Annotated in this window: 20 protein-coding genes and 1 tRNA gene; 5 read left to right on the top strand and 16 right to left on the bottom strand. The window is 36.3% G+C overall.

The window, feature by feature from the left end; all coding sequences use genetic code 11:
* Positions 1-5 precede the first annotated feature (5 nt).
* From GNY06_RS07905 to lpxB, 3 genes are all read right to left on the bottom strand, one after another.
* A complete protein-coding gene (locus GNY06_RS07905; RefSeq protein ID WP_166519573.1) occupies positions 6-668 on the bottom strand; it encodes a succinate dehydrogenase cytochrome b subunit in 663 nt (220 codons plus the stop codon).
* Between the two features lie 105 nt (positions 669-773).
* On the bottom strand, positions 774-2,555 hold the full coding sequence (locus GNY06_RS07900; protein ID WP_166519572.1) for a ComEC/Rec2 family competence protein: 1,782 nt from the start codon (positions 2,553-2,555) through the stop codon (positions 774-776).
* Positions 2,556-2,615: 60 nt separating this feature from the next.
* Positions 2,616-3,716: a lipid-A-disaccharide synthase gene (lpxB, locus tag GNY06_RS07895; protein ID WP_166519571.1), complete on the bottom strand. Its 1,101-nt coding sequence runs from the start codon at positions 3,714-3,716 to the stop codon at positions 2,616-2,618.
* Positions 3,717-3,795: 79 nt separating this feature from the next.
* Here lpxB and GNY06_RS07890 point away from each other — a divergent pair, with 79 nt between their 5' ends.
* The 3 genes from GNY06_RS07890 (at position 3,796) to aspS (ending at position 6,915) form a co-directional block, all read left to right on the top strand.
* A complete protein-coding gene (locus GNY06_RS07890) occupies positions 3,796-4,308 on the top strand; it encodes a DUF2480 family protein (RefSeq protein WP_166519570.1) in 513 nt (170 codons plus the stop codon).
* Between the two features lie 66 nt (positions 4,309-4,374).
* Entirely contained in the window at positions 4,375-4,959 is a 585-nt protein-coding gene (locus tag GNY06_RS07885) for a DUF937 domain-containing protein (RefSeq protein ID WP_166519569.1), read from the top strand.
* Between the two features lie 201 nt (positions 4,960-5,160).
* Positions 5,161-6,915: an aspartate--tRNA ligase gene (aspS, locus tag GNY06_RS07880; protein ID WP_166519568.1), complete on the top strand. Its 1,755-nt coding sequence runs from the start codon at positions 5,161-5,163 to the stop codon at positions 6,913-6,915.
* A 518-nt stretch (positions 6,916-7,433) separates the two neighbouring features.
* Here the strand turns inward: aspS and GNY06_RS07875 are convergent.
* From GNY06_RS07875 to GNY06_RS07860, 4 genes are all read right to left on the bottom strand, one after another.
* A complete protein-coding gene (locus GNY06_RS07875; protein WP_166519567.1) occupies positions 7,434-8,741 on the bottom strand; it encodes an MFS transporter in 1,308 nt (435 codons plus the stop codon).
* Positions 8,742-9,071: 330 nt separating this feature from the next.
* Positions 9,072-9,443, bottom strand: a complete 372-nt coding sequence (gene yajC, locus GNY06_RS07870) for a preprotein translocase subunit YajC (RefSeq protein WP_166519566.1) — start codon at positions 9,441-9,443, stop codon at positions 9,072-9,074.
* Positions 9,444-9,476: 33 nt separating this feature from the next.
* Positions 9,477-9,962, bottom strand: coding sequence for a DUF1573 domain-containing protein (locus GNY06_RS07865; RefSeq protein ID WP_166519565.1), 486 nt, complete (start codon positions 9,960-9,962; stop codon positions 9,477-9,479).
* 16 nt (positions 9,963-9,978) lie between these two features.
* The gene (locus GNY06_RS07860; RefSeq protein ID WP_166519564.1) at positions 9,979-10,884 is read right to left on the bottom strand and encodes a transcription antitermination protein NusB; all 906 of its coding nucleotides are present in this window, start codon (positions 10,882-10,884) and stop codon (positions 9,979-9,981) included.
* Positions 10,885-10,992: 108 nt separating this feature from the next.
* On the opposite strand from GNY06_RS07860, the gene GNY06_RS07855 reads away from it, so the two are divergent.
* Both GNY06_RS07855 and GNY06_RS07850 read left to right on the top strand, forming a co-directional pair.
* Entirely contained in the window at positions 10,993-12,681 is a 1,689-nt protein-coding gene (locus GNY06_RS07855) for an ABC transporter ATP-binding protein (RefSeq protein ID WP_166519563.1), read from the top strand.
* Positions 12,682-12,789: 108 nt separating this feature from the next.
* Positions 12,790-13,131, top strand: coding sequence for a DUF3276 family protein (locus GNY06_RS07850; protein WP_166519562.1), 342 nt, complete (start codon positions 12,790-12,792; stop codon positions 13,129-13,131).
* Between the two features lie 143 nt (positions 13,132-13,274).
* Here GNY06_RS07850 and GNY06_RS07845 read toward each other — a convergent pair.
* The 9 genes from GNY06_RS07845 to leuS form a co-directional block, all read right to left on the bottom strand.
* Positions 13,275-13,348, bottom strand: a tRNA-His gene (locus tag GNY06_RS07845).
* A gap of 37 nt (positions 13,349-13,385) precedes the next feature.
* Positions 13,386-14,111, bottom strand: coding sequence for a bacillithiol biosynthesis deacetylase BshB1 (bshB1, locus tag GNY06_RS07840; RefSeq protein ID WP_166519561.1), 726 nt, complete (start codon positions 14,109-14,111; stop codon positions 13,386-13,388).
* Positions 14,112-14,185: 74 nt separating this feature from the next.
* Positions 14,186-15,835, bottom strand: coding sequence for a tetratricopeptide repeat protein (locus GNY06_RS07835; RefSeq protein WP_166519560.1), 1,650 nt, complete (start codon positions 15,833-15,835; stop codon positions 14,186-14,188).
* A gap of 94 nt (positions 15,836-15,929) precedes the next feature.
* Complete coding sequence (locus GNY06_RS07830) at positions 15,930-16,736, bottom strand: PstS family phosphate ABC transporter substrate-binding protein (RefSeq protein ID WP_244614385.1); 807 nt, start codon at positions 16,734-16,736, stop codon at positions 15,930-15,932.
* 297 nt (positions 16,737-17,033) lie between these two features.
* Positions 17,034-17,861, bottom strand: a complete 828-nt coding sequence (locus GNY06_RS07820; RefSeq protein ID WP_166519557.1) for an energy transducer TonB — start codon at positions 17,859-17,861, stop codon at positions 17,034-17,036.
* A gap of 29 nt (positions 17,862-17,890) precedes the next feature.
* The gene (locus tag GNY06_RS07815; RefSeq protein ID WP_166519556.1) at positions 17,891-18,436 is read right to left on the bottom strand and encodes a biopolymer transporter ExbD; all 546 of its coding nucleotides are present in this window, start codon (positions 18,434-18,436) and stop codon (positions 17,891-17,893) included.
* A 20-nt stretch (positions 18,437-18,456) separates the two neighbouring features.
* Complete coding sequence (locus GNY06_RS07810) at positions 18,457-19,047, bottom strand: ExbD/TolR family protein (RefSeq protein WP_166519555.1); 591 nt, start codon at positions 19,045-19,047, stop codon at positions 18,457-18,459.
* Positions 19,048-19,117: 70 nt separating this feature from the next.
* Positions 19,118-19,984, bottom strand: a complete 867-nt coding sequence (locus GNY06_RS07805) for a MotA/TolQ/ExbB proton channel family protein (protein WP_166519554.1) — start codon at positions 19,982-19,984, stop codon at positions 19,118-19,120.
* A gap of 319 nt (positions 19,985-20,303) precedes the next feature.
* A complete protein-coding gene (gene leuS / locus GNY06_RS07800) occupies positions 20,304-23,123 on the bottom strand; it encodes a leucine--tRNA ligase (RefSeq protein ID WP_166519553.1) in 2,820 nt (939 codons plus the stop codon).
* Positions 23,124-23,202: the final 79 nt, after the last annotated feature.

Raw genomic sequence — 23,202 nt, 5'->3', positions numbered from 1 at the left:
ATTGGTTATTGAGTTACAAAATGATAAATAGCAACGAAAATAAATCCTAAAGGGATCATTACGGAATACACATTTCCAATCATTTTAATTGCTGGTAAATACTTTGGATGAGTAGCCCCTATCGATTGAAATGAAGACTGGAATCCGTGTGATAAGTGAAATCCTAGTAAACCAAAGGAAACCACATAAAGGGCTACTCGCCACAGATTCGAAAATTTGTGATGTAATTCTTCCCAATACCGCGTAGGATCTGGTAGCAAATCATTTACATACTTATAGTTCATTTCATGAAGCCAAAAGTCGTAAAAATGCAATGCCAAAAAAGCTAAGATAACAGCGCCAGAAATAATCATATTTCTGGAAGCCCAAGTAGCATTGGCGCCATTATTGCTATAAGCGTATTTTACGGGACGAGCTCTATTGTTCTTAAATTCAAGAACAAAGCCCATTACAAAGTGAAACACCACTGCAAACCCCAAGATAGGTTGCATTAAAAACTGTACAAGCGGATTATATCCCATAAAATGCGATGCCCCATTAAATCCTTCCTGACTAAAAACTGAAATCAAATTTACAGTAAGGTGGAGAATGAGAAAAACCAACAAAAAAATTGCTGACAAAGCCATTAGGAATTTTTTTCCGATTGAAGAAGATGTCAATCCTGCCATAGTTTAATTTTTTTCTTTACCAAACAAAATTAGTAATTATGATAAGGGGCTTCAACTGAGATTCATCATTAATCACTAGTTTATATTTAATCTAAATAATTGGTGTTATTTAACAAATTTTCTTTCATTTTGGTATTCTAATCCCTTAATCAGATTAGGATTAAAATAAAATACTTCATATTTTTTAATTCTTCGTAAAATCATATAGGGTTTAATGATATAGTACTTGATGCCTTCTTTATCCATATCCTCTGGAACATAAAACCTAGCCTTAGCCTTCTCTTGAATTGAAAATATTTTCCTTCCTCCATATTCATGCTCCAGAAAATCCTTCTGATGAAAGGCCTGTATATCTAATCCCAACCTCAACAAAAAGAAAAGCATCCCCACAAAACCAAATCGCAATATACTGATCAGGTTTTTCTCAATTAATAGGAATCGGAGCAAAAAGATTAAAATAAACAATAAGCCTACTTCTAGCAGATTAAGGCTAACGTCCTGAAAAAACAGGAAATTAACTTCTGCAAAACCATGAATCAGCTGCAATAAAGATTGAATAAAATGATCATAAATAAAATTAAGCCATACCATATCCGTAAAGAGAGCCAACACAACGACCATTAATAATGAGTAGACAATAATAACCTCTGCCAATGGAACTACTAGCATATTGGAGATTATCGAAATTAAAGAAAATTGATGAAAATAATATAAAATAACCGGTAAGGTGATCAGTTGTGCCGCCAGACTAATACTCATAAGCTGAAATAAAAATTTGTAGAAGTTGTTTCTGGCTCTAGGCAATACGCTCAAAAAGGGCTGATTAAGCCATTCTATCCCTAAAACAGCTAAAAAACTCAATTGAAAACCAATATCAAACAACTGTTGTGTGTCTGCCAATAAAATGACGAAGCCTGCCAAACCGATAGAATGACGTAAATCAGGCGTTCGCTGTAAAAGAATCATGATATAGTAAAAAGAGAGCATCAGGCAGGCGCGTACAACGGAGTTAGCATAATCGATAAATAAAGCAAAACACCAGATAAGTGCGAGGCTAAGTATTATAGCCAGCCTGCGATACCGCACTAATAAAATCAAGCGAAAGACCCCCATGAAGAAACCAAAGATAATCACCATATGGGTTCCCGAAATGGCTAAGAGATGTATGAGACCCGATGTAATAAAATCTCTGGAAAGTTGCGTATCCATATCAGTTCTGTCGGCGAGGATAATGGCTTTCAAAAAAGCTTTAGTTTGAGAGGAGAGTGTAGATTCATCAATATTTTGAAGGACAACTAATCTATATTGCCGAAGCCAACCGATAAGTCCTACATCTCTCTGATGAGCCACCACAGAACCTCGAGAAAGCAACTGATATTCTACACCGCTTCTCAACATATACGCCCGATAATCGAATTGATATTTATTTTGAGTTTTTTTAATTTTATTCAGATAAAAAGATCCTGAATAGGTGTGCTTAAAATCAAAAGTCTCTTGATTTTTAGGCTGTATTACTACCGCATAAAAAGGAAACAACTGAGAAGACTCCCCCTGTATCCCTTCTATAGACACTAGATAACGTCGGTAAGATTCCCCCTTACTATTGAGCTTTTTACGAAGGTTAAAAACAAGATTTTTTTTGCCTTTAAATTCAAGATAATCCCTGCGAAGTGTATTCACAAAGTGGGCTATAAATCCGAGTAAGATAAAAAAAGATACGAGAAGTAATATTCTTTTCCTGAATTTTGGAAAAAAACGGCTCACGATAGGAATCAGTAAGAAAATCAGAATCAAAACAACCCCATTATAGATTTGTGGAATTTTGTCCTGAATAAAAATCCCCACTATAAAAGCAATGAAAAGACAAAATATGGGTTGTTTTTTCATCTAGGAAGGTATTGATTAAACCTAATCCTAAATTTAGCTAAAAAAAATCTAAACCACTCCTTATCCCACAATAATTGCAGCAGCCTTATCCGAAGCTCCATAACCGCCAAGCAGCATACGCAGAGCTTGATAATCCTTCAATATTTTTTCTCTATTTTCACCCGAAAGTACGGCAGCCAATTGATCTTTGATATTTTTGGTATTGAGATCCCGCTGAATTAACTCTTTGACTACTTCTCTATCCATAATAAGATTTACTAAACTTATATATTTTATATGTTTGACCAATCTTTTGGCAATTTCATAAGAAATAAGGCTTCCTCGGTAACACACCACTTCTGGTACATTGAGTAATGCTGTTTCTAAAGTCGCTGTTCCCGAGGTCACCAGAGCAGCTTTAGCGCACCGAAGCAAATCATAAGTCTGATTGGAAACAAAATGTACTTGCTCGTCAACATATTTTCGATAAAAAGCTTTTTCCAAAGAAGGCGCACCGGCTATTACAAATTGATATTCTGGAAAAAAGGGACGAACAGAGAGCATAAGCTTCAGCATTTTTTCCACCTCTTGTTTACGACTTCCAGGCAGTAAGGCTATAATTTCTTTATCGGTCAGTTTATTTTCGGTTCTAAAACGATCTACATTGAGCTCTGGAAGGCTATGAATAGCATCTAATAAAGGGTGCCCCACAAAATGAGCTTCTATATTATGTTTCTTATAGAATGCCTTTTCAAAAGGTAAAATTACCAATAAATCATCTACATATTTACGAATGTTTTCTACACGACCTTCCTTCCAAGCCCACAACTGGGGTGAAATATAGTACACTACTCTAATGCCCAAAGTTTTGGCAAATTTTGCAATACGTAAGTTAAAGCCTGGATAATCGATTAAAACTAATACATCTGGCTGATATTTCTGAATATCTTTTTTACAAAACTTAATATTTTTTAAGATGGTTCCTAAATTCTGTATCACCTCTGCAAATCCCATAAAGGCTAAATCGCGATAATGTTTCACTAAATTTCCATCTTGTTCCCGCATTAAATCTCCGCCCCAGCAGCGAAACTCAGCCTGAGAATCTTTCTTTTTAACCGATTTCATCAGGTTAGATCCATGTAAATCTCCGGAAGCTTCTCCGGCAATAAAATAATACTTCATTTCTATAATCGTGATAGAGAGCAAATAAGTGAGAAACTCTCTTTTAATTTGTAAATTTGCTCAAAGATAAAGATAAAAAATGTCAGAAGAATTTGAAATCCGCAATAAAGTAGCCGAAAATACTAGTCTTGTTAACTTCGATCTTGCCAGCCTTCGCCCTGCAGGAAAAAGGCTGGGGGTAGACATCAAAGATTTTCTTTTTCAAGATTTAATTTTAAAGGAAAAAGATTTTCGCCAAAAGGTAGCCGAATTCAATATTGAAGAGTACCGAGATAGCTATGTGTACGTGTACTGTTCCGTAGATGCTATCGTACCGCTTTGGGCCTATTTTCTATTGGCCAATAAACTTATGTCCACTGCTAAAAAGGTGGTTTACGGTAGCCAAAAAGAACTGGAGCTCTTACTTTTTCATGATGCTATGGAGACCTATGATTTTTCGAATATGCAGAATAAAAGGGTATTGGTTAAAGGCTGCTCAGACTTCAATATTCCAGAAAATGCATATATTGAACTCGTAGGGAGACTACGTCCCCTTGTCAAATCCCTGATGTTTGGAGAGGCTTGCAGTAATGTTCCCATACTCAAAAATTAAAAATCTCAGAATTATGATTAATTTTTACTATCTTGGTTCTGAATAATTTTAAAAAAATAAAAACAGATGAGCCTCTTAAACCTTATCACAGGAAACCCTGGCAACCAAATCGCAGAACAAGCAGAAAATAAAATGGGGGTCACCAAGAGCCAAATGATCGCTTTATTAGCAGTGGCAGCACCTCTGATTATTTCTTACCTTAGAAATAAATCTAAAAATACAGCGGATGCTGAAGCTTTGGACAAAGCTTTAGACAAAGACCATGATGGGAGTATCTTGAATAATCCTTCTCAAGCCCTGGATAGACAAGATGAAGGAAACAGCATCCTTGAACATGTCTTTGGAAATGACAAACCAAATATTGAAAACCAACTTTCTAAAAACACAGGAATTTCCCTCGATAAAATAGGACCTGCAATGTCTATGCTGGCGCCTGTTGTTATGGGCTATATTGGACAACAAAAACAAACCAATAATACCCAGGCGAATGGTTTAGGTGACTTGCTTGGAAATATTTTAGGACATGCCAACAATGAAGCACAAGCATCCCCGGAAAATCCTTTAAGCAATGTGCTAAAAAGCGTTTTGGGAGGTGAAAAATCAGAACAAGGAGGGATCACAGGTCTATTGGGCAGCATATTTGGAAAATAATTCAAAAAAAGTAAGCTCACTTTTATCCCCTGTTTTGCTGGTTACTGAATACCTTTTATAAAAAGTGAATTAAGCGGATAACTTGTCCATGATAATTAAAAAATAAGACCTTTTGGAATTTAAATTCCAAAAGGCTTTTTCTTTAAAAAGCTCTATCTTTGCAGGTGAAATTTTCACAATCTAAATTTTAAACTCAACAACATGTTCCGAACGCATACCAACGGAGAACTGTCTCTAAAAAATCTCAATGAAGAAGTAACGCTATCTGGATGGGTACAAACCATTCGTGATAAAGGATTTATGATATGGATCGACTTGCGAGATCGTTACGGAATTACACAGTTGGTCTTTGATCAGGATCGCTCTTCGGCTGCCCTACTGGAAAATGCTAAAAAATTAGGTCGAGAATTTGTTATCCAAGTAACGGGAAAGGTTATTGAGAGGGCTAGTAAAAACCCAAAAATTCCGACGGGAGAAATTGAAATTTTAGTATCGAACCTAAAAGTACTAAATTCTGCACAGCTGCCTCCCTTTACGATTGAAGATGAAACCGATGGAGGAGAAGAACTCCGGATGAAATACCGCTATCTGGATATCAGAAGAAATCCGGTGCGAGAAAAATTAATCTTCCGCCACGAGATGGCTCAAAAAATCAGAAATTATCTCTCCAATGAGGGTTTTATAGAGGTAGAAACCCCTGTTTTAATTAAATCTACACCAGAAGGAGCGCGGGATTTTGTAGTGCCTAGCCGTATGAATCCAGGACAATTCTACGCCTTACCACAGTCTCCTCAGACCTTTAAACAGTTACTGATGGTGGGGGGTATGGATAGATATTTCCAAATTGTAAAGTGTTTCCGGGACGAAGATTTGCGAGCGGATAGACAGCCAGAATTCACCCAAATAGACTGCGAAATGGCTTTTGTGGAACAGGAGGACATTATGCAAACCTTTGAAGGGCTCACCCGACATCTTTTAAAAGAGGTCACCGGAAAAGAGTTTGAAAAATTCCCCAGAATGACCTTTGCCGATGCTATGCAGAAATATGGCAACGACAAACCAGATATTCGTTTTGATATGGTATTTCATGAATTAAACGATCTGGTAAAAGGCAAAGGATTTAAAATCTTCGATGAAGCTGAATTAGTGGTAGGCATCAATGTTAAGGGCTGTGCAAGCTACACCAGAAAACAAATAGACGAATTAACGGAATGGATAAAACGCCCTCAGATAGGAGCCAACGGAATGGTTTGGATAAAATATCTAGATGATGGAAGCGTAAGCTCTTCAGTGAACAAATTCTACAATGAGGATGATCTCAAAAAAATAACAAGGGAATTTGGTGCTAAGCCGGGAGATCTGATCTTAATTCTGTGTGGAAATAAGATAAAAGTCAGACCTCAGCTTTCAGCGCTAAGAATGGAACTTGGAAATCGCCTCGGCCTGAGAAAAGGAAATGAATTCGCACCGCTTTGGGTAATTGATTTTCCACTGCTGGAATGGGATGAAGAGTTGCAAAGATACCACGCTATGCACCATCCTTTTACCTCTCCGAAACCTGAAGACATCCACCTGCTAAAAGATGAAGCCGGAAAAGCGCGGGCCAATGCATATGATCTTGTAATGAATGGTAATGAAATCGGTGGAGGATCCATTAGAATCTTTGACAAGGAACTCCAAGCTCAACTTTTCAAACTCCTAGGATTTACAACAGAAGAGGCAGAAAATCAGTTTGGCTTCTTAATGAATGCTTTCAAATATGGGGCACCTCCCCATGGCGGTATCGCCTTTGGTTTCGACAGATTGGTTGCTATTCTTGATGGAAACGAAATTATCCGCGATTATATTGCCTTCCCAAAAAACAATAGCGGACGTGATGTTATGATCGATGCGCCGGCCAGTATCGCCAAAGAACAACTCGACGAACTCGAAATTGCTATAAAAATTAATGAGTAGATTAACAAAAAGCGGGAAAATATCCCGCTTTTTGTTAAATTCAATACACCAATAAATATTGAATCTTTTCGCCAACCATGGCTAAAAATCCTTTGATAAAGGCTACCGGTGTAATACCTACAATAAGGAAGAGCCAAATTCTTCGCCCCGTGCTTTATAACGAAAAGCGCTACGCCTGATTTTTCGAAAAGGAAATCCTCTTGCTAGTTATGTAAAGGTTTTTCCCTGGGAAGTATCAACTCTATTGTTAAGGGGTTTTTATGTAAAACCTAGCGCTCTGGCTAATATATGAAGACTGCAATCTTTTCATGGGTTGTGGGTGTGGAAAATGCCACGGATATCTTTAAACAGTTGCTTTGTGGCCTACAAACTAACTGATAAAAAAAGGCGTTACTAACTTTTGAATTAAAACATTTCATGCAGCAAAAAGGCGATTCCAATATTGAAGATTTTAGAGCAAAGCTAAAAAGCATAGCATAAGCTGTATTACAAAAAGCTGTTCTAGTTAAGCACAGCTTTTATAAATCCTCATCCTCATTAAGCCTTGAGGTGGCTTGAGTATCTTTCATTCGGATATATACGATCAGAGAGAAGAATATACACAAAGTGATGTACCAGTAAAAATAATATTCCACCCCCATTTTCTTAAACCACAAGGCTATATATTCGGCAGTTCCACCAAATATAGCTACCGTCAATGCATAAGGTAAACCTACTCCGAGAGCCCTTACCTCTGCTGGAAATAATTCCGCCTTCACCACCGCATTAATAGAAGTGTATCCACTTACAATAATAAGTGCCGCCAACAAAAGGAAAAATGCCCCCCATATACTGCTGGTATGACTGAGTGCTGTAAGAAGTGGCACTGTAAAAAGCGTCCCTAATATCCCAAATCCAAGCAATAAAGGTCGTCTTCCCACTTTGTCGGAGAGCCATCCAAAAAAGGGTTGCAAACATGCAAATATCAGTAATGTGAGAAAAGAAATTAGGGTAGATTCTGCTTTTGAAAGGTTTACAGTATTGATTAAAAACTTCTGCATATAAGTGGTATATGTATAAAATGCTAAAGTCCCTCCTAAGGTAAGCCCTATTACGGTGATCAATTCTTTAGGATGTTTTAACAGTTCTTTTACTGAACCTTTCTTATTTTTATCTATACTGGCATTTTTATTTTCAAAAGCCTCGGTTTCATGTAAGCTCTTCCTTAAATACAATGCTATAACAGAAAGAATAGCTCCGATGATAAAAGGAATTCTCCATCCCCAATCATGGAGCTGCTGATCGGTTAAAATTAATTTTTGTAAAATTAACTGAATACCAAGTGCGATGAGTTGTCCACCGATCAGGGTTACATACTGAAAACTGGAATAAAATCCACGTTTATCTTTGGTGGCCATTTCACTTAAATAAGTAGCAGATACCCCATATTCCCCTCCGACACTTAAGCCCTGGAGAAGACGAGCTAACAGCAACATTATGGGAGCCCAAACGCCTATAATACTATATTCAGGAATTAAAGCAATAAGAAGGGATCCGAAGGACATTAACAATACTGATAAAGTCATCGCCCTTTTTCTTCCTATTTTATCGGCTATACTGCCAAACATCCACCCTCCTATGGGACGCATCAGAAAACCTACAGCAAAGATCCCCGCCGTGTTAAGCAATTGAGCTGTCATATCTCCTTGCGGAAAAAATGCATGAGAGAAATAAATGGCAAAGGCTGCATAAGCATACCAATCATACCACTCTACAAGATTTCCTACGGAACCACCAACAATAGCCCTAATTCTTTTCCCTACTGTTATTTGAGTATTTATATTCATATTTTACAATATTTTATTTGGTAAGTATTTACAATATGTTTATTTACAGTTGTTATACAGACGAATACATGATGAAAATTTTATAAAAACCTGCCCCTAACTATTCCTACTATTGATCTCTTTATAAATCGGACGCTAATATATAATAAATAGAACTAATAATTTAAATATAATACACTATACATAATATTTTATAGTGAATATGGAGAAATCTATATTTCAACTCACTTTTAGCCTAAATAACCTATAGTTTTTTAAACCTATCTGGGGTTCCCTACAAAAAAACCGGGGTCTTTTTAAGACTCCGGTTTTTTTGTAGGATTATTGAGCTTAATCCTTATTTTCTTGTTTTTCTTCTTTCTTTTCTTCAGGCTTTTCTTTTTCGTTTTTCGTTTTATTTCCAAAACGAGCTTCAGTAAATTCTCTTGAAATGGCAGCTTTTTCAAATTTTAATTTTCCGGACATGGTTTCAATAATTACACCATCTTCCATTACATTTAAGATCTTGCCATGAAGACCTGAGGTTGTAACTACCCTTGTCCCAGGTTTAATAGACTCTTGAAAGTTTTTCTCTAGTTTTTGTTTTTTCATTTGAGGACGTAACATTAGAAAGTAGAATCCCACCATCATTACGGCCATCATAATAAACATCATAGAGCTTCCTCCTTGCGGTTGTTGTGCCTGTAAAAAAATTGTAAGCATACTATATAGCGATTTTAATTAGATTAATAAAAATTATTTGACTTGGACATTGGCTGTAAAAGTAAGGACTACAGGAGATTTTTCCGTATTAGTGTATACTTCAGCATATTTATTTTGTAATCCTTCGAAGGCACTGGAATCAAATTTAAGAGTGACCTTGCCTTTTTGTTTTGGAAGTATGGGTGCTTTAGTATAATCGGGAACAGTACATCCACACCCAGGTCTTACCGTAGAAATAATTAAGGGCTGATCCCCAGTATTGGTAATCACATAGGTGTGCTCTACATGAGACCCTTTCTTTATGTTGCCAAAATTAAAATCACTTTCTGAAACCGCCAAAGAAGTGAGGGGTAGTTTCTTGTCCTCAGCCATGGCATCTTCATCCTGGTTATGAACTGCAACCGAGTTTTGATCGCTATCAATTTTATTTTTAAAGACTTGATTTTTATCCTGTTTTTTACATGCTGTGAAAGTTAAAACAGAAAGTAAAAATATCAATAAGTGTGACGTTCTTTTCATATGGAGATAATATTTTTTAAATTCTTGAACAATCCTTGGCGTATTTATCCAAAATACCATTAATAAATATATTAGATTTTTCAGAAGAAAAGATTTTTGCAATTTCAATATATTCATTGATAATAATGGAGGAAGGTGTGAGTTTAAATTCGTCCATTTCACTGAGGGCTGTAATAAGAATTACTTTGTCCATAAGAGAAATTCTTTCCAAATCCCAATTCTGAAGTCTCTCTTCTAGTTTATTTTCATTTCGTTCCCAATTAAGGGCTGTTTGGGCTAACAAGGTTTTAGCAAAACTTTCATCTTCATAATTCTTGATAATCCTAATCAAAGTATGTGATTCTATATCCGGCTTCATAAAACCTATGGTTTTCTGAATCAGCGAATTTGCAATATGCAAGTTATCTGCCCACGTGATTTCTCTACTCTCAAAAAAATCATGCAAATCTTCATTTTCTGCAATGTAACGCAAGAAGAGTTTCCCTATAAACTTTTGATCTTGCTCAAAATTATTTTCAGAGGATGCCATATAATCTTTATATCGCTTCCCTGACTTTATTCTTTGATATGTTTTTACCACTAATTCATCATCCGTATCCCAATTCAATTGCCTATTGGAGGATGTATAATCTATTCTATCGGTATTATGGAGAATCTGCAATAAAATTTTATTCTCTACAAATTTAAGATTGGGGTTAATCTCTTCCTCAGATTTAATATATTTTCTTTTCCCAATTTCAATTTGCTCCTCCGCAAGCTGATGGAGAGCCACTAAAAAATTAAGTTCATAGACATACAAGTCGTATATCTTATTTATCTCCTTCATCATATTTCTGAGCACGATATCAACGCTTTTGGGATTTTGTTGATTTGCATAAAGCGTCTGTACTATTTTCTCGCGAAGCTGTCTTCTTCCTACCATTTCAAAGAACTTAAATTTAAGCCACAAATTTACACATTTCTCTTTGCATAAAAAACCCTAATTTTGTCTTTAATAATCTTATATATCTTTATTTAACATAATTGTAAGTTGAAAGCACTAAAAACCCTCAATCCCTATTTTTACAAACATCGCAGATTGTTGGCTTGGGGCCTACTTTTTATTATTCTGAGTAATTTTTTTGCCATTTATAAGGTGCAATTTATTGGAAAATCAGTGAATGTTATCCAGCAGGTATTGAGCGATAAACATTCTTCAAAAGAGGTTTTGTTTAAAGCCTTACTAATAAATGCCTCTATTATTGTAGGGAGCTCTGTACTATCAGGAGTCTTTACCTTTATGATGCGACAAACCATTATTGTTGCTTCTCGAAAGATAGAATATGAGCTCAAAAATAAAATTTATAAACATTATCAAGATTTATCTTTTAGCCTTTTAAAGACCACGAGCATAGGAGATTTAATGAATCGGCTTAGTGAGGATGTAGTGGCTATTCGCATGTATTTAGGCCCTGGTGTCATGTATGTGATCAATTTATCGGTGTTGTTAACCATCACTACGATCTACATGCTAGCTACGGATATACGTATGACACTATGGACTCTACTTCCACTACCGCTACTGTCCTATGCCATTTACAAAGTAAGTTCTATTATTAATAAGAAATCGAAAGTAATGCAGAAAAGTCAATCTGCTATCTCGACATTCGTTCAGGATAGCTTTTCTGGAATTCGGGTAGTAAAATTTTTCAATAAAGAAAAATACATTGAGAAAAACTACAATGCTAAGGTCAGCGATTACATGCTAAAAGCTTTGGATCTGGCTAAAACCGAAGCCTATTTCTATACCATTATTCTATTGGTGATAGGTCTTCTGAATGTGTCTATTCTGTATATTGGCGGGCAACAATATATTCACGGAAAAACCTCTGTGGGAACTATTGCCGACTTTTTTATGTATATCAATATCCTCATTTGGCCATTCAGTATGGTAGGCTGGGTAACTTCGGTCAATCAAAGAGCCGAAGCTTCTATGCAACGGGTAAATGAATTTATGCAAATGGAATCCGAAATTAAAAATATTAACACCGATACGTATAAGATTAAGGGAGATATTGAATTTCGAAATGTAAGCTATACCTACCCCAACACCGGTATTCAGGCTTTAAAAAATGTAAGTTTTCACATAAAAGCAGGAGAATCCTTGGCTATTATGGGGAAGATTGGGAGCGGAAAATCCACTATTGCCCTTCTTTTATGCCGATTGCTAGACCCTGATAGCGGAGAAATTCTGATCGATGGCAAGAACCTAAAAGATCACAATTTAGAACTATATCGAGACCATATAGGTTTTATCCCCCAAGAAAGCTATCTATTTTCAGATAGCATAGAAAGCAATATTGGATTTGCTGTAGACCAACCTACTCAAGATGAAATAGAGAAATTTGCTAAAATCGCAGATATACACAAAAACATTGTGGAATTTCGATATGCTTATAAAACTTTGGTAGGAGAGCGCGGTATTATGCTATCCGGGGGGCAAAAACAAAGAATAAGCATAGCTAGAGCCCTGATAAAAAAACCTAAGATTTTAATTTTTGATGATAGTCTCTCGGCGCTAGATACCGAAACTGAAGAGAATATTTTATCCAATATTGAGCAAACAATACAGCAGAAAACCTCCATTATTATTACACATCGTGAATCTAGCACTAAAAACGCTCATGCAATTATTCACCTAGATGAGGGGATAATTACTGATTTTACACGCGTTAAATGATATTTTATTTCTGAAAACAAGATAATTAGCAATATTTAACGAAAATTCTTTGAAATTCAGAATATTGCTCTATATTTGTTAGTGCACGAATCTTAAAATGTTAGAACAATGAGCGATTACAAAGAACGTCAGGAAAATGAAATTTTCACCAAAGTATTAAAGGCTGGTAGAAGGACTTATTTTTTCGATGTAAGAGAAACAAAAGCCGGGGATTATTACCTGACGATTACAGAAAGTAAAAAGAACTTCTCAGAGAATGGGGAATCAAGTTTTGAAAAGCACAAAATTTATCTTTACAAGGAAGATTTTAGGAATTTTGCAGAATTATTCAATGAATCTACCAATTTTATTCTAGGAGAAAAAGGAGAAGAGGTAATTTCCGAAAGACATAACAGAGATTACAAAACAGCTACTTCTTCTTTTACAATCGACACAGACGAAGAATTGTAAGTCATCAAAAAATGACGGCCTAGGCCGTCATTTTTTTTACCTCTACAAATATTAACGTTCGCCTAAACTCTCTGAATTCTTATTTATTACGCGTAATAATTACTATAAAATAAAAAAGCTACCATAAAAATGATAGCTTTTAGGGTGACTGATCGGGATCGAACCGACGACCTTCAGAACCACAATCTGACGCTCTAACCAACTGAGCTACAATCACCGTTTTGTGAGTGCAAATATATAAATAATATATAATATCACCAAACTATTCCGTCAAAATTTTTCAGAGCAATGGTCTGAGCGGTATTAAACCCCTCTGCGAATTCAACACCGGTCTGCCTACCTATATTTTGAGCTCGGTAACTAATGCTCTCATAAAAATCTTTTGTAGCAATGGGAGTAATGGGTTCATTGGACGTTGGGTTATAAAACTGAGAAGCATACGCCATGCAACATTCAATTTTTTTATCTATAAAACCGGTAATATCAATAACAAAATCCGGTTTCAATTCTCTCCATTGTATATAGTGAAAAATATGTTTAACCTTCCACGCTGCTTGTAAATCTCCCTCTATAGAGGTTTCTATCTTTCTTAAACCGGATAAAAAACAAGCATCGGAAACCAACTTAGCAGCCTTAGCATGATCTGGGTGCCGATCATCTAAAGCATTACATAAAATCATTTCAGGCTGATATTTGCGAATCGCCTCTACAATGCGCAGCTGATATTGCTCTGAATTAACTAAAAAACCATCCTTTAGCTTCAAATTTTCCCGATGTTTTACCCCTAATATTTCAGCCGCCTTTTGAGATTCCTCCCTGCGGATTTCAAGATTTCCTCTGGTTCCCAACTCACCTTGTGTAAGATCCAGTATGGCTACTCTTTTGCCTTCTGAAATAATTTTTGCTAAAGTACCGCCACAACCCAGCTCTACGTCATCAGGATGCGCTCCTATAGCCAATACATCTACTTTATTTATCATAACATAAAATTATAAAAAAACTTCTGATATTTTCTATCAGAAGTTTTTTTAATTTATACCTTATCGATTAAGCCTTACTTCGTCAGTTTCTCTTTTAATTTAAGGGCATCTGCATCGCTAGGATTTACTTCCAGAGATTTATTAATATATTCTAAAGCTTTCAGTTTATCAGTAGAAGCTAATAGTGCCGCCATATTATAATATGAATTGGTAAGCAATTCTTTAGCTTTAGCTTGTTCTTCGGCAGGTTTCGCCGTTAAAATATCCGCATATTTCTGATAAGCCACAATAGCTCCAGCCGCATTTCCATTCTTTTGCAGGGCATAACCCAAGCTATAATATCCCGGTTCCCAAGTAGGTAATAAATTTACGATCTGAGACCATGCTGATGAAGCTCCTCCCCAGTTTTGAGCATCTTGATAAGAAGTAGCCAGTTTATAGAGCAAATCGGTATTATCAGGGTTCGCCGCCACCTGCTTTTTTAAACTCTCAATAGCAGGGTTTGTAGGTCCCTCTGCATCCGTTGATTGTTTTGATGACAATCCACTCACAGCAGCCCATTCTACATCCCAATCAAGCGTTTCATCCTTTGCGGCCTTGGCTGCTTCGATTTTTTGCTTCGCCTGAGCCATAAGCGCTGAATCTTTCTTTTCTTTTGCAATGCCTGCTAATATTAAGCCTTCCAAACCTGCGTCACTTGGTAAAATTCTCTCCTTTTCCACCTTGCTTAAAAAGGTATCCAAACTTAATTTAGCGGCGTTATAATCCTTTTCTTGAAATTGCAAATAGGCTTTTATTCTATATTTAATTGGATCACTCACCTGATCGAACACTGAGTCTAATGCTGTATTTGCATTTTTATAATCTTTTGCTAAAAAGGCTAACTTAGCATAATCCACAATGGTATTAGGATCAGAATCCGCTAGCTCTAAATATTTTTTGTAATCCTGGGCAGCATCCGCATATTTTTGGTAAATGATATTAAATCCCCCTCTGGCTTTATAGGCCGGCGCATAATTAGGATCCGCCTGTAGGGCTTTATCAATGTTATCTTTTGCGCGCTCCCATTGTTTTGCTGATGTCCACAGAGTACCCATGCGGGTATATACGGCTGCTTTATTTTTAGCTACTTCCAGAGCACTTTCGTAAGCCGTCATAGCTTTTCCCCAGTTTTTATCTAGGCGATTTGCATCGCCTAAAGTATAGTAGTAATATTCTGGCACCCCTTTCTTTTGAGCTAATTCAACGGCTTTATTTAAATATTCAACTGATAATTTAGGATCGTTTTGTTGAGGATAAAGCGTTAAAGCTTGCCCTATTCTATATAAGATTTCGGGATCTTTTTCTCGAGAATCCTTCGCTAACTGATTAAATTCTGCTATGGCAGCTGCCTTATCTCCTCTTCCTAACTTAATCGAGGCTAAACCCAGCCTACTGAAATAAGCTTTTTTAGGGCTCAACGCTAATCCTTTATTAAAATATTCTGCAGCCTTTACAAAATCAGGATCAGTCTGAACTAAATATATGTTGCCTAAATAAAAATAATGAGCGTCCGAAGGTTCTTTGTTAGCCAATGCTGTATAAACTTCTTTTGCTTTTCCAAATTTATAACCATCAAGTGCATTAACGCCATCATCCACCGTCTGTGCACCTAATATATTCATTACAAAAAAAGCCGCCACACCTAGCACTATTTTCTTTGATCCCTCCAATCTTCCTTTCATATTTAATTTATTTTTATTAATGATTATCTATTAGTGATAAAACACAATTACCATTCCACATAGTATACAAACAATGTTAAATAAATATTAATATTTATTTAATTTGTACTTCTCTTTTATATAGATTATAAGGTTGAAGACCATTTTTATCCACTATCTTCTGTCCTATATCGGTACACGAATAACGGATTAAGCCTTTAGCTACTCCAAAATAATTTTCATTGGTTAAGAAATATAATAGCCTGGTAAAGGGATATTGTCTGCTTTTCAGATAAGGCTTTTCAGGTAGATAGCTCCCCTGCCCATTAGAAACTGCTAATATTTTAATTTTGGATCTTAAGGCTTTAGCCTTTTCGCCGAAAGGTCTGCTGATACTGTTAAGACTAATTACCCCTATATGATGAGGATAGTGATTCAATTCTTCTATTATATTTTCATTAGATTGTAAAGATGAATATTCTATCTTACCCTGATCTAATTTTAATCGCTCGGCAATATAATCCGTATTGCTAGTATTGGCTCCATCAAATATTAGTTTTCGTTTTCCATCGGTTAGAAAATTTTTAATTTCATCTACCGAAATCTGCTCTAAGGGCGAATTTTTAGGAACTATAAAAACCAATGCATCCGCAGCAAAATAGGCTGGTTGAAAGTCTTTATCTATTTTTTGCTGGTATATACTTTTCTCTTCCGCAGTCAGATCCCGAGACATGATAATGGAAGATACTTTTCGGTTGAGCAAATCCTTTAATGCTTCTTTTTCTTTAACCTGCTGCAATTTAATTTTAGCTTCAGGATAAGCCTGCATATACCTATAAGTTAAAGCATCGGCAATATCGTATAACGAAGGATCTATAGCAAGACTTATCTCTCCGGTTGCGTAGGTATCCTTTTTATCCATTTTACAGGAAAAAAAGAAAACAAAAAAGAAAACAAAAAAAAATTTATTACTCATTTCTTTTATTCAATCGAATTATGGCTCTTACAATTCTGAATATACCGTATACCACCAATAAAGCGCCCAGGGGATATGCCATATTTTTCTCAAGATAAACCACGAAAAATTTATACTTGATCACACAAATACCCAATATAATATAACAGGTCCCCGTAAAAAGGGACAGTAAGTTAAAAGTCATAGAAACAAAAATACAAAAAAAAGAGAAGTCCTAGGCTTCTCTTTTTTATATTAAAAATCTTATTCAAAATTCATGGTAACGGGAAATCTGAATCTTGATCTTACTGGATTTCCATTTAATTTACCTGGAGTCCACTTTCCCTTTATAGACCTTATGGTTCGCTCCGCTTCTCTGTTAAAATCGGTATCAGCACCTGTAGCTTTAACACTGGAGATAGAACCATCTCTTTCTACAACAAAGGTAACCAATGTTTTCAATGTTCCTTCGCCATCTACAGAAGAGGGATCAAAATTACTTTCAAATAAACTTCTAAATCGCTTAATTCCTCCAGAAAAATCAGCTTCCTGATCTACATTCTCCACAATTTCATTGCTAGGTTTGATTTCAGCGACTTTCCCCTGTCCGGTTGATACGGGTGGAGGAGGCGTATAAACAGCGACCTTCTCCCCTTTCTGTTCTACCGTACCTGAAGTCGTATTTTTGAGCTCCTCTATTTTTTTAGGGGGTTCTTCTACTTTTGGACTGGGTTTAGGCTCGGGGATAATGTCCTTAACAATTTCTTGCTTTGGAGGTTCTTCGTGTTTTGGTGGGGGTGGGGGTGGAAGTTCCTCTTCTTTTGGTGGTGGTGGAATATCCTTAATGTCTGTTAAATCAACAGATACGGCAATTTCTTCCTTCTTTTCACCGGACTTTATTCTCATATAGACAAATGGTGCTAACACCAACACTAAGAAAACAATAGTACCAATAACGAAAGATCTTGTCAGTACATTTCTGTATCTCTTTCTCAGATCATATGCCCCGTATTCTTTATTTCTATGCTCAAATACAATTTCGTCTAACTCAATAGCCTTATTATAATCTGCATTTATATTATCTACTGACATATTATTTATTATTAATTTATTAAAGTAGATTACTTAATTCCTACTTTTTGATCATAAACTTTTAGCTCTTCGGGATTTACCTTACCAATACCATATCTTTCGCTCTTGGTAATAGCCATTTCATCTAATAAGTCTACAAAATTCTTATAGTTGGAGTCATCTGTGGGTTTAATGATTACGGTAAAAAGTTCTGGTTTTTTAGCCCTTTTCTTGGCATCATCAATCACCTTTTCTACACCATCCCTATCGAAAGTAGTTTCCTGTAACTTTTCTGGTCCCGTCAGACTACTTCTCTCTAGCTGGTGGTAAAAAATTCGATCATCTTTGCCTAATAGGAAAGTGATGGAGTTTGAAAGATCGATTTCACTTTGTGCGATAACTTCTCCAGGCTTAGGTTTTGCCGGCAACTTCATATCCATTATATTAGGTTTACTAAATGTTGTAGTAAACATAAAGAATGTAATCAGCAAGAAGCCTAAATCCACCATGGGCGTCATATCCACTCTAGCATTATGCTTTTTAGAGCGTACCTTTCCTCCTTTATTGTGTTTGTCCTGTACTTGTACTTCAGCCATTTGTTATTGATTTAAATCTGTTACTCTGTTGAAGTAATCAGAACAAATTTATAAAAATTAATATCTCTTAATCCCTCAAATAAGGCTTTAAATTTAGGGTATTGTGCTTTCGCATCTCCTTTAATTGCCAATTGTGCAGCGGGATTAACTTCCAAACTAAACTTGACCCAATCAATAAGCTGTTTATTCACACTATCCATAGGTACGGTAGCACCTTTGAGTACTTTCCGCTGCTCATCGCCTAGTCCCAAATATTGAGGCAACTGGTTTACTCCTGCTGCAATTCCGGAAGAGGTCACAAAAGCTTTTTGGTCGGCTTTTGAAAAAGAAACTCCATATTTCTCTCCCATTTTATTCAAGACTTGTACTTTCTCATCATTATTGTCTACAGGCGTAAAATAATACCTTCCGTCCGGGGTGACACTTATCGTCATGAGGTTTTTATCATCAAGTTTCTTCTCTGATATGGAAGACGGTGTAGTGATGTTTTCTACATCTGGCTCTTTAAACTGAGTCGTCAGAATGAAGAATGTCAGTAGCAGGAAGGCAACATCACACATTGCCGTCATATCTGTTACTACACCATGTCTTTTAGGTTTGACTCTCGCCATTATTATTCTTTATTATATTAAACTTATACAAAATTCGGCATAATCATCGCCAACAATCCCTAACTAAATATTAATTATATTCAGCGAAAGACTGCTGGATACTCATTCCGATTTCATCGATTTTGTATGTCAGCCCATCAATTTTAGAAGTAAAGAAGTTGTAAAGGATAATTGCAACAGCCGAAGTACCAATACCCAAAGCGGTATTAATCAATGCTTCAGAAATACCGATGGATAATGCAGCAGCATCTGGGGTGCCTCCTCCTGAACCTAAAGCAAAGAAGGCTTTAATCATCCCAATTACGGTACCTAAAAGCGCTACTAAGGTGGCAACTGTTCCCAACGTGGAAAGAATCATCATGTTTTTTTCAAGCATAGGCATTTCAAGCGTTGTGGCCTCTTCTAAAGCTTTACCCAAAGCGGCAAGTTTTTGCTCTTTATTCATGGTATCATCATTTTGAAGTGCCTTATAGGTTACAAGACCTTCTTTAACAACATTCCCTACAGATCCTTGCTGTACATCACATTCTTGTAAGGCTCCATTAATCTCTTCTCTATTAAGGTAAGTTCTGATGTTGTTCACAAAATTATCGAGATTACCCGTTCCTGCGGCTCTATTAATGATAAAAAATCTTTCGAATGAGAATACGATTACAGTTATCATAAAAGTAATCAGGATGGGTACGATAGGCCCCCCCATGTAGATAATCCCCATAAAAGATTCGGGGTGAAGTTTTTTCGATTCAATATTAGCTAAAGCTACAGAGGTTTCTCCGTCCAATGCCGCATCTGCTTTAAAATTGCCTGGGTTCCCTAAAATAAATACGTAAATAGCGATCCCGATGACGAGCAGAATTGGAATTACAATTGCAGGATTGAGGCCTGCTTTCTTTTTAGCAACAACTTCTTGCTCGGTGTTTGAAACATTCATTTCCATATCAATCTAAAATTATTTATTTAATTATGTATAGTATTTAATATTTTAAAGTTGTAAAATAAAGTTTTTTTATTGAAAAATGCAAGATAGAACATGAATAATCATAATTTTAGCTTTTTTTTCAAATACCCTTAAGGGATTCGAATAATATTTCGGTCTAAAATACAAGTATAAATTTGTTAAAAAAGTCAGAATCATTTAAAAATATAAAAAAAACAACCTGTTTTTTTACGAATAAATTAATATTAATTTTTCTTCATTTGCCTCTATGTACCTCTGCTTTTTATGATCAAACAACTGCTTATATGCTTGCCTTTCACTAAACAACGAAATTAACAATTTTATTGAGAACCACAATTACTTTTTTAGGATGTTTACCATTAAGCGCCTCAATTGTTTTCTCATGCTGGAATACGGCTTGTTCTACTTCCTGTGGTGTCAGGTTTGCCGGCAGGGCTATTTTAAAACGCATCTTACCATTAAAACTCACAGGATATTCTATTTCATCTAAAGCCAGATATTGGGCGTTGAAAGTAGGGAACGCCGCATATTCTATACTCTCCTGATGTCCCAATCGTTCCCATATTTCTTCGGTAATATGCGGTGCATAGGGAGAAAGAATAATAGCTAAGGGCTCTAGAATCTGTCGTTTATGGGTTTTAAGCCTAGTAAACTCATTCACCGCAATCATAAATGAACTTACAGAGGTGTTAAAAGAGAAATTCTCAATATCAAAACCTACTTTTTGTATTAAAGTATGTAAGGTCCTGTATTCTTCCTTAGTAGGCGCTTCGTCAGTTACTCTAAATTGATCATCAGCATCAAAATAGAGATTCCAAAAACGCTTAAGAAAACCATACACCCCACTTAGTCCTTGTGTATTCCATGGCTTGGATTGCTCTAAGGGCCCTAAAAACATTTCATATAAACGAAGGCAGTCTGCTCCGTATTCTTCACAAATATCATCTGGGTTCACTACATTGAATTTAGACTTGGACATCTTTTCTACTTCTCGCCCTGTGATATACTTTGTATCTTGCTCTAAAATAAATTCAGCGTTTTTAAATTCAGGTCTCCATTTTTTAAAGGCTTCAGTATCCAGTTCATCCGTAGCCCCCTTTAGTAAAGCAACATCCACATGTAACTTTTGGGTAACATAATCTTTAGCTAAATTTTTGGATACATATTGATTGGTGCCTTCAATTCTAAATACAAAAGCGCTCATTCCCAAAATCATCCCTTGATTAATAAGTTTTTGAAAAGGCTCCTCCTGTGTTATATAACCCCTATCTTTAAGAAATTTATTCCAAAAACGGGAATACAATAAGTGCCCGGTAGCATGTTCACTCCCCCCCATATACAAATCGACTTGGCCCCAATATTCACTCATTTCCTTAGCTATAAAATGAGTATCGTTGTGAGGATCCATATAGCGAAGAAAATACCAAGAACTCCCCGCCCAACCTGGCATCGTGCTCAGCTCCAGCGGAAACACGGTTTTACCATCGATAAGATGGGTGTTTACCACTTGTTGCTTGACTTCATCCCACGCATATTGCCTGGCATTGCCCAAAGGAGGGTCTCCGGCTTCGGTAGGTAAATATTTCTCTACCTCGGGCAAACGCAAAGGCAATGCTGAAACAGGTAGGGTATAAGGAACCTCATCTTTATAATAAATCGGTATAGGCTCTCCCCAGTAACGTTGTCGTGAGAAAATAGCATCTCTCTGACGATAATGGGTCTTAGCTTCCCCTAGTCCCCTTTTCACAACTTCGGTTGTTATTTTTTCTTTTGCAGACTCATAGGTTAATCCATTCAAAAAATCTGAGTTAATACATACCCCGTTCTTTTCCACAAAAGCTTCTTCTTGGATATTTTCGCCTCCTTCAATCACTTCAACAATCTCCAATCCAAATTTCTTGGCAAAGCGGTGATCCCGCTCATCATGAGCAGGTACAGCCATAACCGTTCCTGTTCCATAGCCCATCAATACATAATCAGCTATATAAATTGGGAGTTTTTTTCCAGTGAAGGGATGCAAAGCATAGGCACCCGTAAAAGCCCCCGATGCATTTTTTACATCCGCCATTCTATCTCTTTCTGATTTTAGAGAAGTTTGCTTTATATAGTTCTGTATTTCCTCTCTTTGTGAATCTGTAGTAATAGCATTTACCAAAGGACTCTCAGGAGCCAGCACAATAAAAGTAGTGCCAAATATAGTATCGGGACGTGTGGTGAAAACCTTTAATTGCAGCTGAGAATTTTCAATTTTAAAATTAATTTCGGCCCCCTGAGATTTACCAATCCAATACTCCTGAGTATCTTTCAAAGGCTGTGGCCAGTCTATTTTTTTTAATCCCTGCAGCAGTCTTTCCGAATAAGCCGTAATCCGCATACTCCACTGCATCATTTTCTTCTGATAAACAGGATAGCCTCCACGCTCCGATTTACCATTAACCACCTCATCATTTGCCAATACTGTACCCAAAGCCGGACACCAATTCACACTGGTTTCTGCTCGAAAAGCCAAACGATAATTCAATAAAATTTCTTGTTTTCTTTTCTCAGGTTGTGTGCACCACTCTGAGGCACTGAAACACAAGGCTTCTGTTTCTACAGCATTTAAACATGCTGTCCCTTTTTCAGAGAGATGCTTTACCAGCGTCTCTATAGGTTCTGCTTTATCTGTATCACGATTATACCAAGAATGAAAAAGCTCTATAAAAATCCTTTGCGTAAATTTATAATAAGCAGCATCCGATGTACGAAATTGCCTTGACCAATCAAAAGAAAAGCCAATGCGCCTCATCTGCTTTTCATAACGGTTTATATTTTCTTCAGTCGTAATCGCAGGATGTTGCCCCGTCTGAATGGCATATTGCTCGGCAGGCAGACCAAAACTATCATAACCTATAGGATGTAAAACATTAAAACCTTGATGCCTTTTATAGCGACTTACAATATCCGAAGCAATATAACCTAAAGGGTGTCCCACATGTAATCCCGCTCCTGAAGGATAAGGAAACATATCAAGTACATAATATTTAGGTTTATCAGATTTTGCCTCCGTTCTATAAGTTTGGTTATCAGCCCAATATTGCTGCCACTTACTTTCAATATACTTATGATCGTAATACACTATTTTATGAAATTTTGTTAAAAATTAAGTTCTCACAAAAATACGATATAAAACACAAAAACAAGAGACTGTTTTGTAT

The organism is Elizabethkingia argenteiflava, assembly GCF_009904105.1.
GTDB lineage: Bacteria > Bacteroidota > Bacteroidia > Flavobacteriales > Weeksellaceae > Elizabethkingia > Elizabethkingia argenteiflava.
Note: the sequence above shows the minus strand (reverse complement) of the source record. Positions and strands in the feature narration are given on the sequence as shown.

Excerpts from the sequence above, each read along its gene's own strand:
- GNY06_RS07905 (WP_166519573.1), bottom strand. The coding sequence starts at position 668 with ATGGCAGGATTGACATCTTCTTCAATCGGAAAAAAATTCCTAATGGCT.
- GNY06_RS07900 (WP_166519572.1), bottom strand. The coding sequence starts at position 2,555 with ATGAAAAAACAACCCATATTTTGTCTTTTCATTGCTTTTATAGTGGGG.
- lpxB (WP_166519571.1), bottom strand. The coding sequence starts at position 3,716 with ATGAAGTATTATTTTATTGCCGGAGAAGCTTCCGGAGATTTACATGGA.
- GNY06_RS07890 (WP_166519570.1), top strand. The coding sequence starts at position 3,796 with ATGTCAGAAGAATTTGAAATCCGCAATAAAGTAGCCGAAAATACTAGT.
- GNY06_RS07885 (WP_166519569.1), top strand. The coding sequence starts at position 4,375 with ATGAGCCTCTTAAACCTTATCACAGGAAACCCTGGCAACCAAATCGCA.
- aspS (WP_166519568.1), top strand. The coding sequence starts at position 5,161 with ATGTTCCGAACGCATACCAACGGAGAACTGTCTCTAAAAAATCTCAAT.
- GNY06_RS07875 (WP_166519567.1), bottom strand. The coding sequence starts at position 8,741 with ATGAATATAAATACTCAAATAACAGTAGGGAAAAGAATTAGGGCTATT.
- yajC (WP_166519566.1), bottom strand. The coding sequence starts at position 9,443 with ATGCTTACAATTTTTTTACAGGCACAACAACCGCAAGGAGGAAGCTCT.
- GNY06_RS07865 (WP_166519565.1), bottom strand. The coding sequence starts at position 9,962 with ATGAAAAGAACGTCACACTTATTGATATTTTTACTTTCTGTTTTAACT.
- GNY06_RS07860 (WP_166519564.1), bottom strand. The coding sequence starts at position 10,884 with ATGGTAGGAAGAAGACAGCTTCGCGAGAAAATAGTACAGACGCTTTAT.
- GNY06_RS07850 (WP_166519562.1), top strand. The coding sequence starts at position 12,790 with ATGAGCGATTACAAAGAACGTCAGGAAAATGAAATTTTCACCAAAGTA.
- bshB1 (WP_166519561.1), bottom strand. The coding sequence starts at position 14,111 with ATGATAAATAAAGTAGATGTATTGGCTATAGGAGCGCATCCTGATGAC.
- GNY06_RS07835 (WP_166519560.1), bottom strand. The coding sequence starts at position 15,835 with ATGAAAGGAAGATTGGAGGGATCAAAGAAAATAGTGCTAGGTGTGGCG.
- GNY06_RS07830 (WP_244614385.1), bottom strand. The coding sequence starts at position 16,736 with ATGGATAAAAAGGATACCTACGCAACCGGAGAGATAAGTCTTGCTATA.
- GNY06_RS07820 (WP_166519557.1), bottom strand. The coding sequence starts at position 17,861 with ATGTCAGTAGATAATATAAATGCAGATTATAATAAGGCTATTGAGTTA.
- GNY06_RS07815 (WP_166519556.1), bottom strand. The coding sequence starts at position 18,436 with ATGGCTGAAGTACAAGTACAGGACAAACACAATAAAGGAGGAAAGGTA.
- GNY06_RS07810 (WP_166519555.1), bottom strand. The coding sequence starts at position 19,047 with ATGGCGAGAGTCAAACCTAAAAGACATGGTGTAGTAACAGATATGACG.
- GNY06_RS07805 (WP_166519554.1), bottom strand. The coding sequence starts at position 19,984 with ATGGAAATGAATGTTTCAAACACCGAGCAAGAAGTTGTTGCTAAAAAG.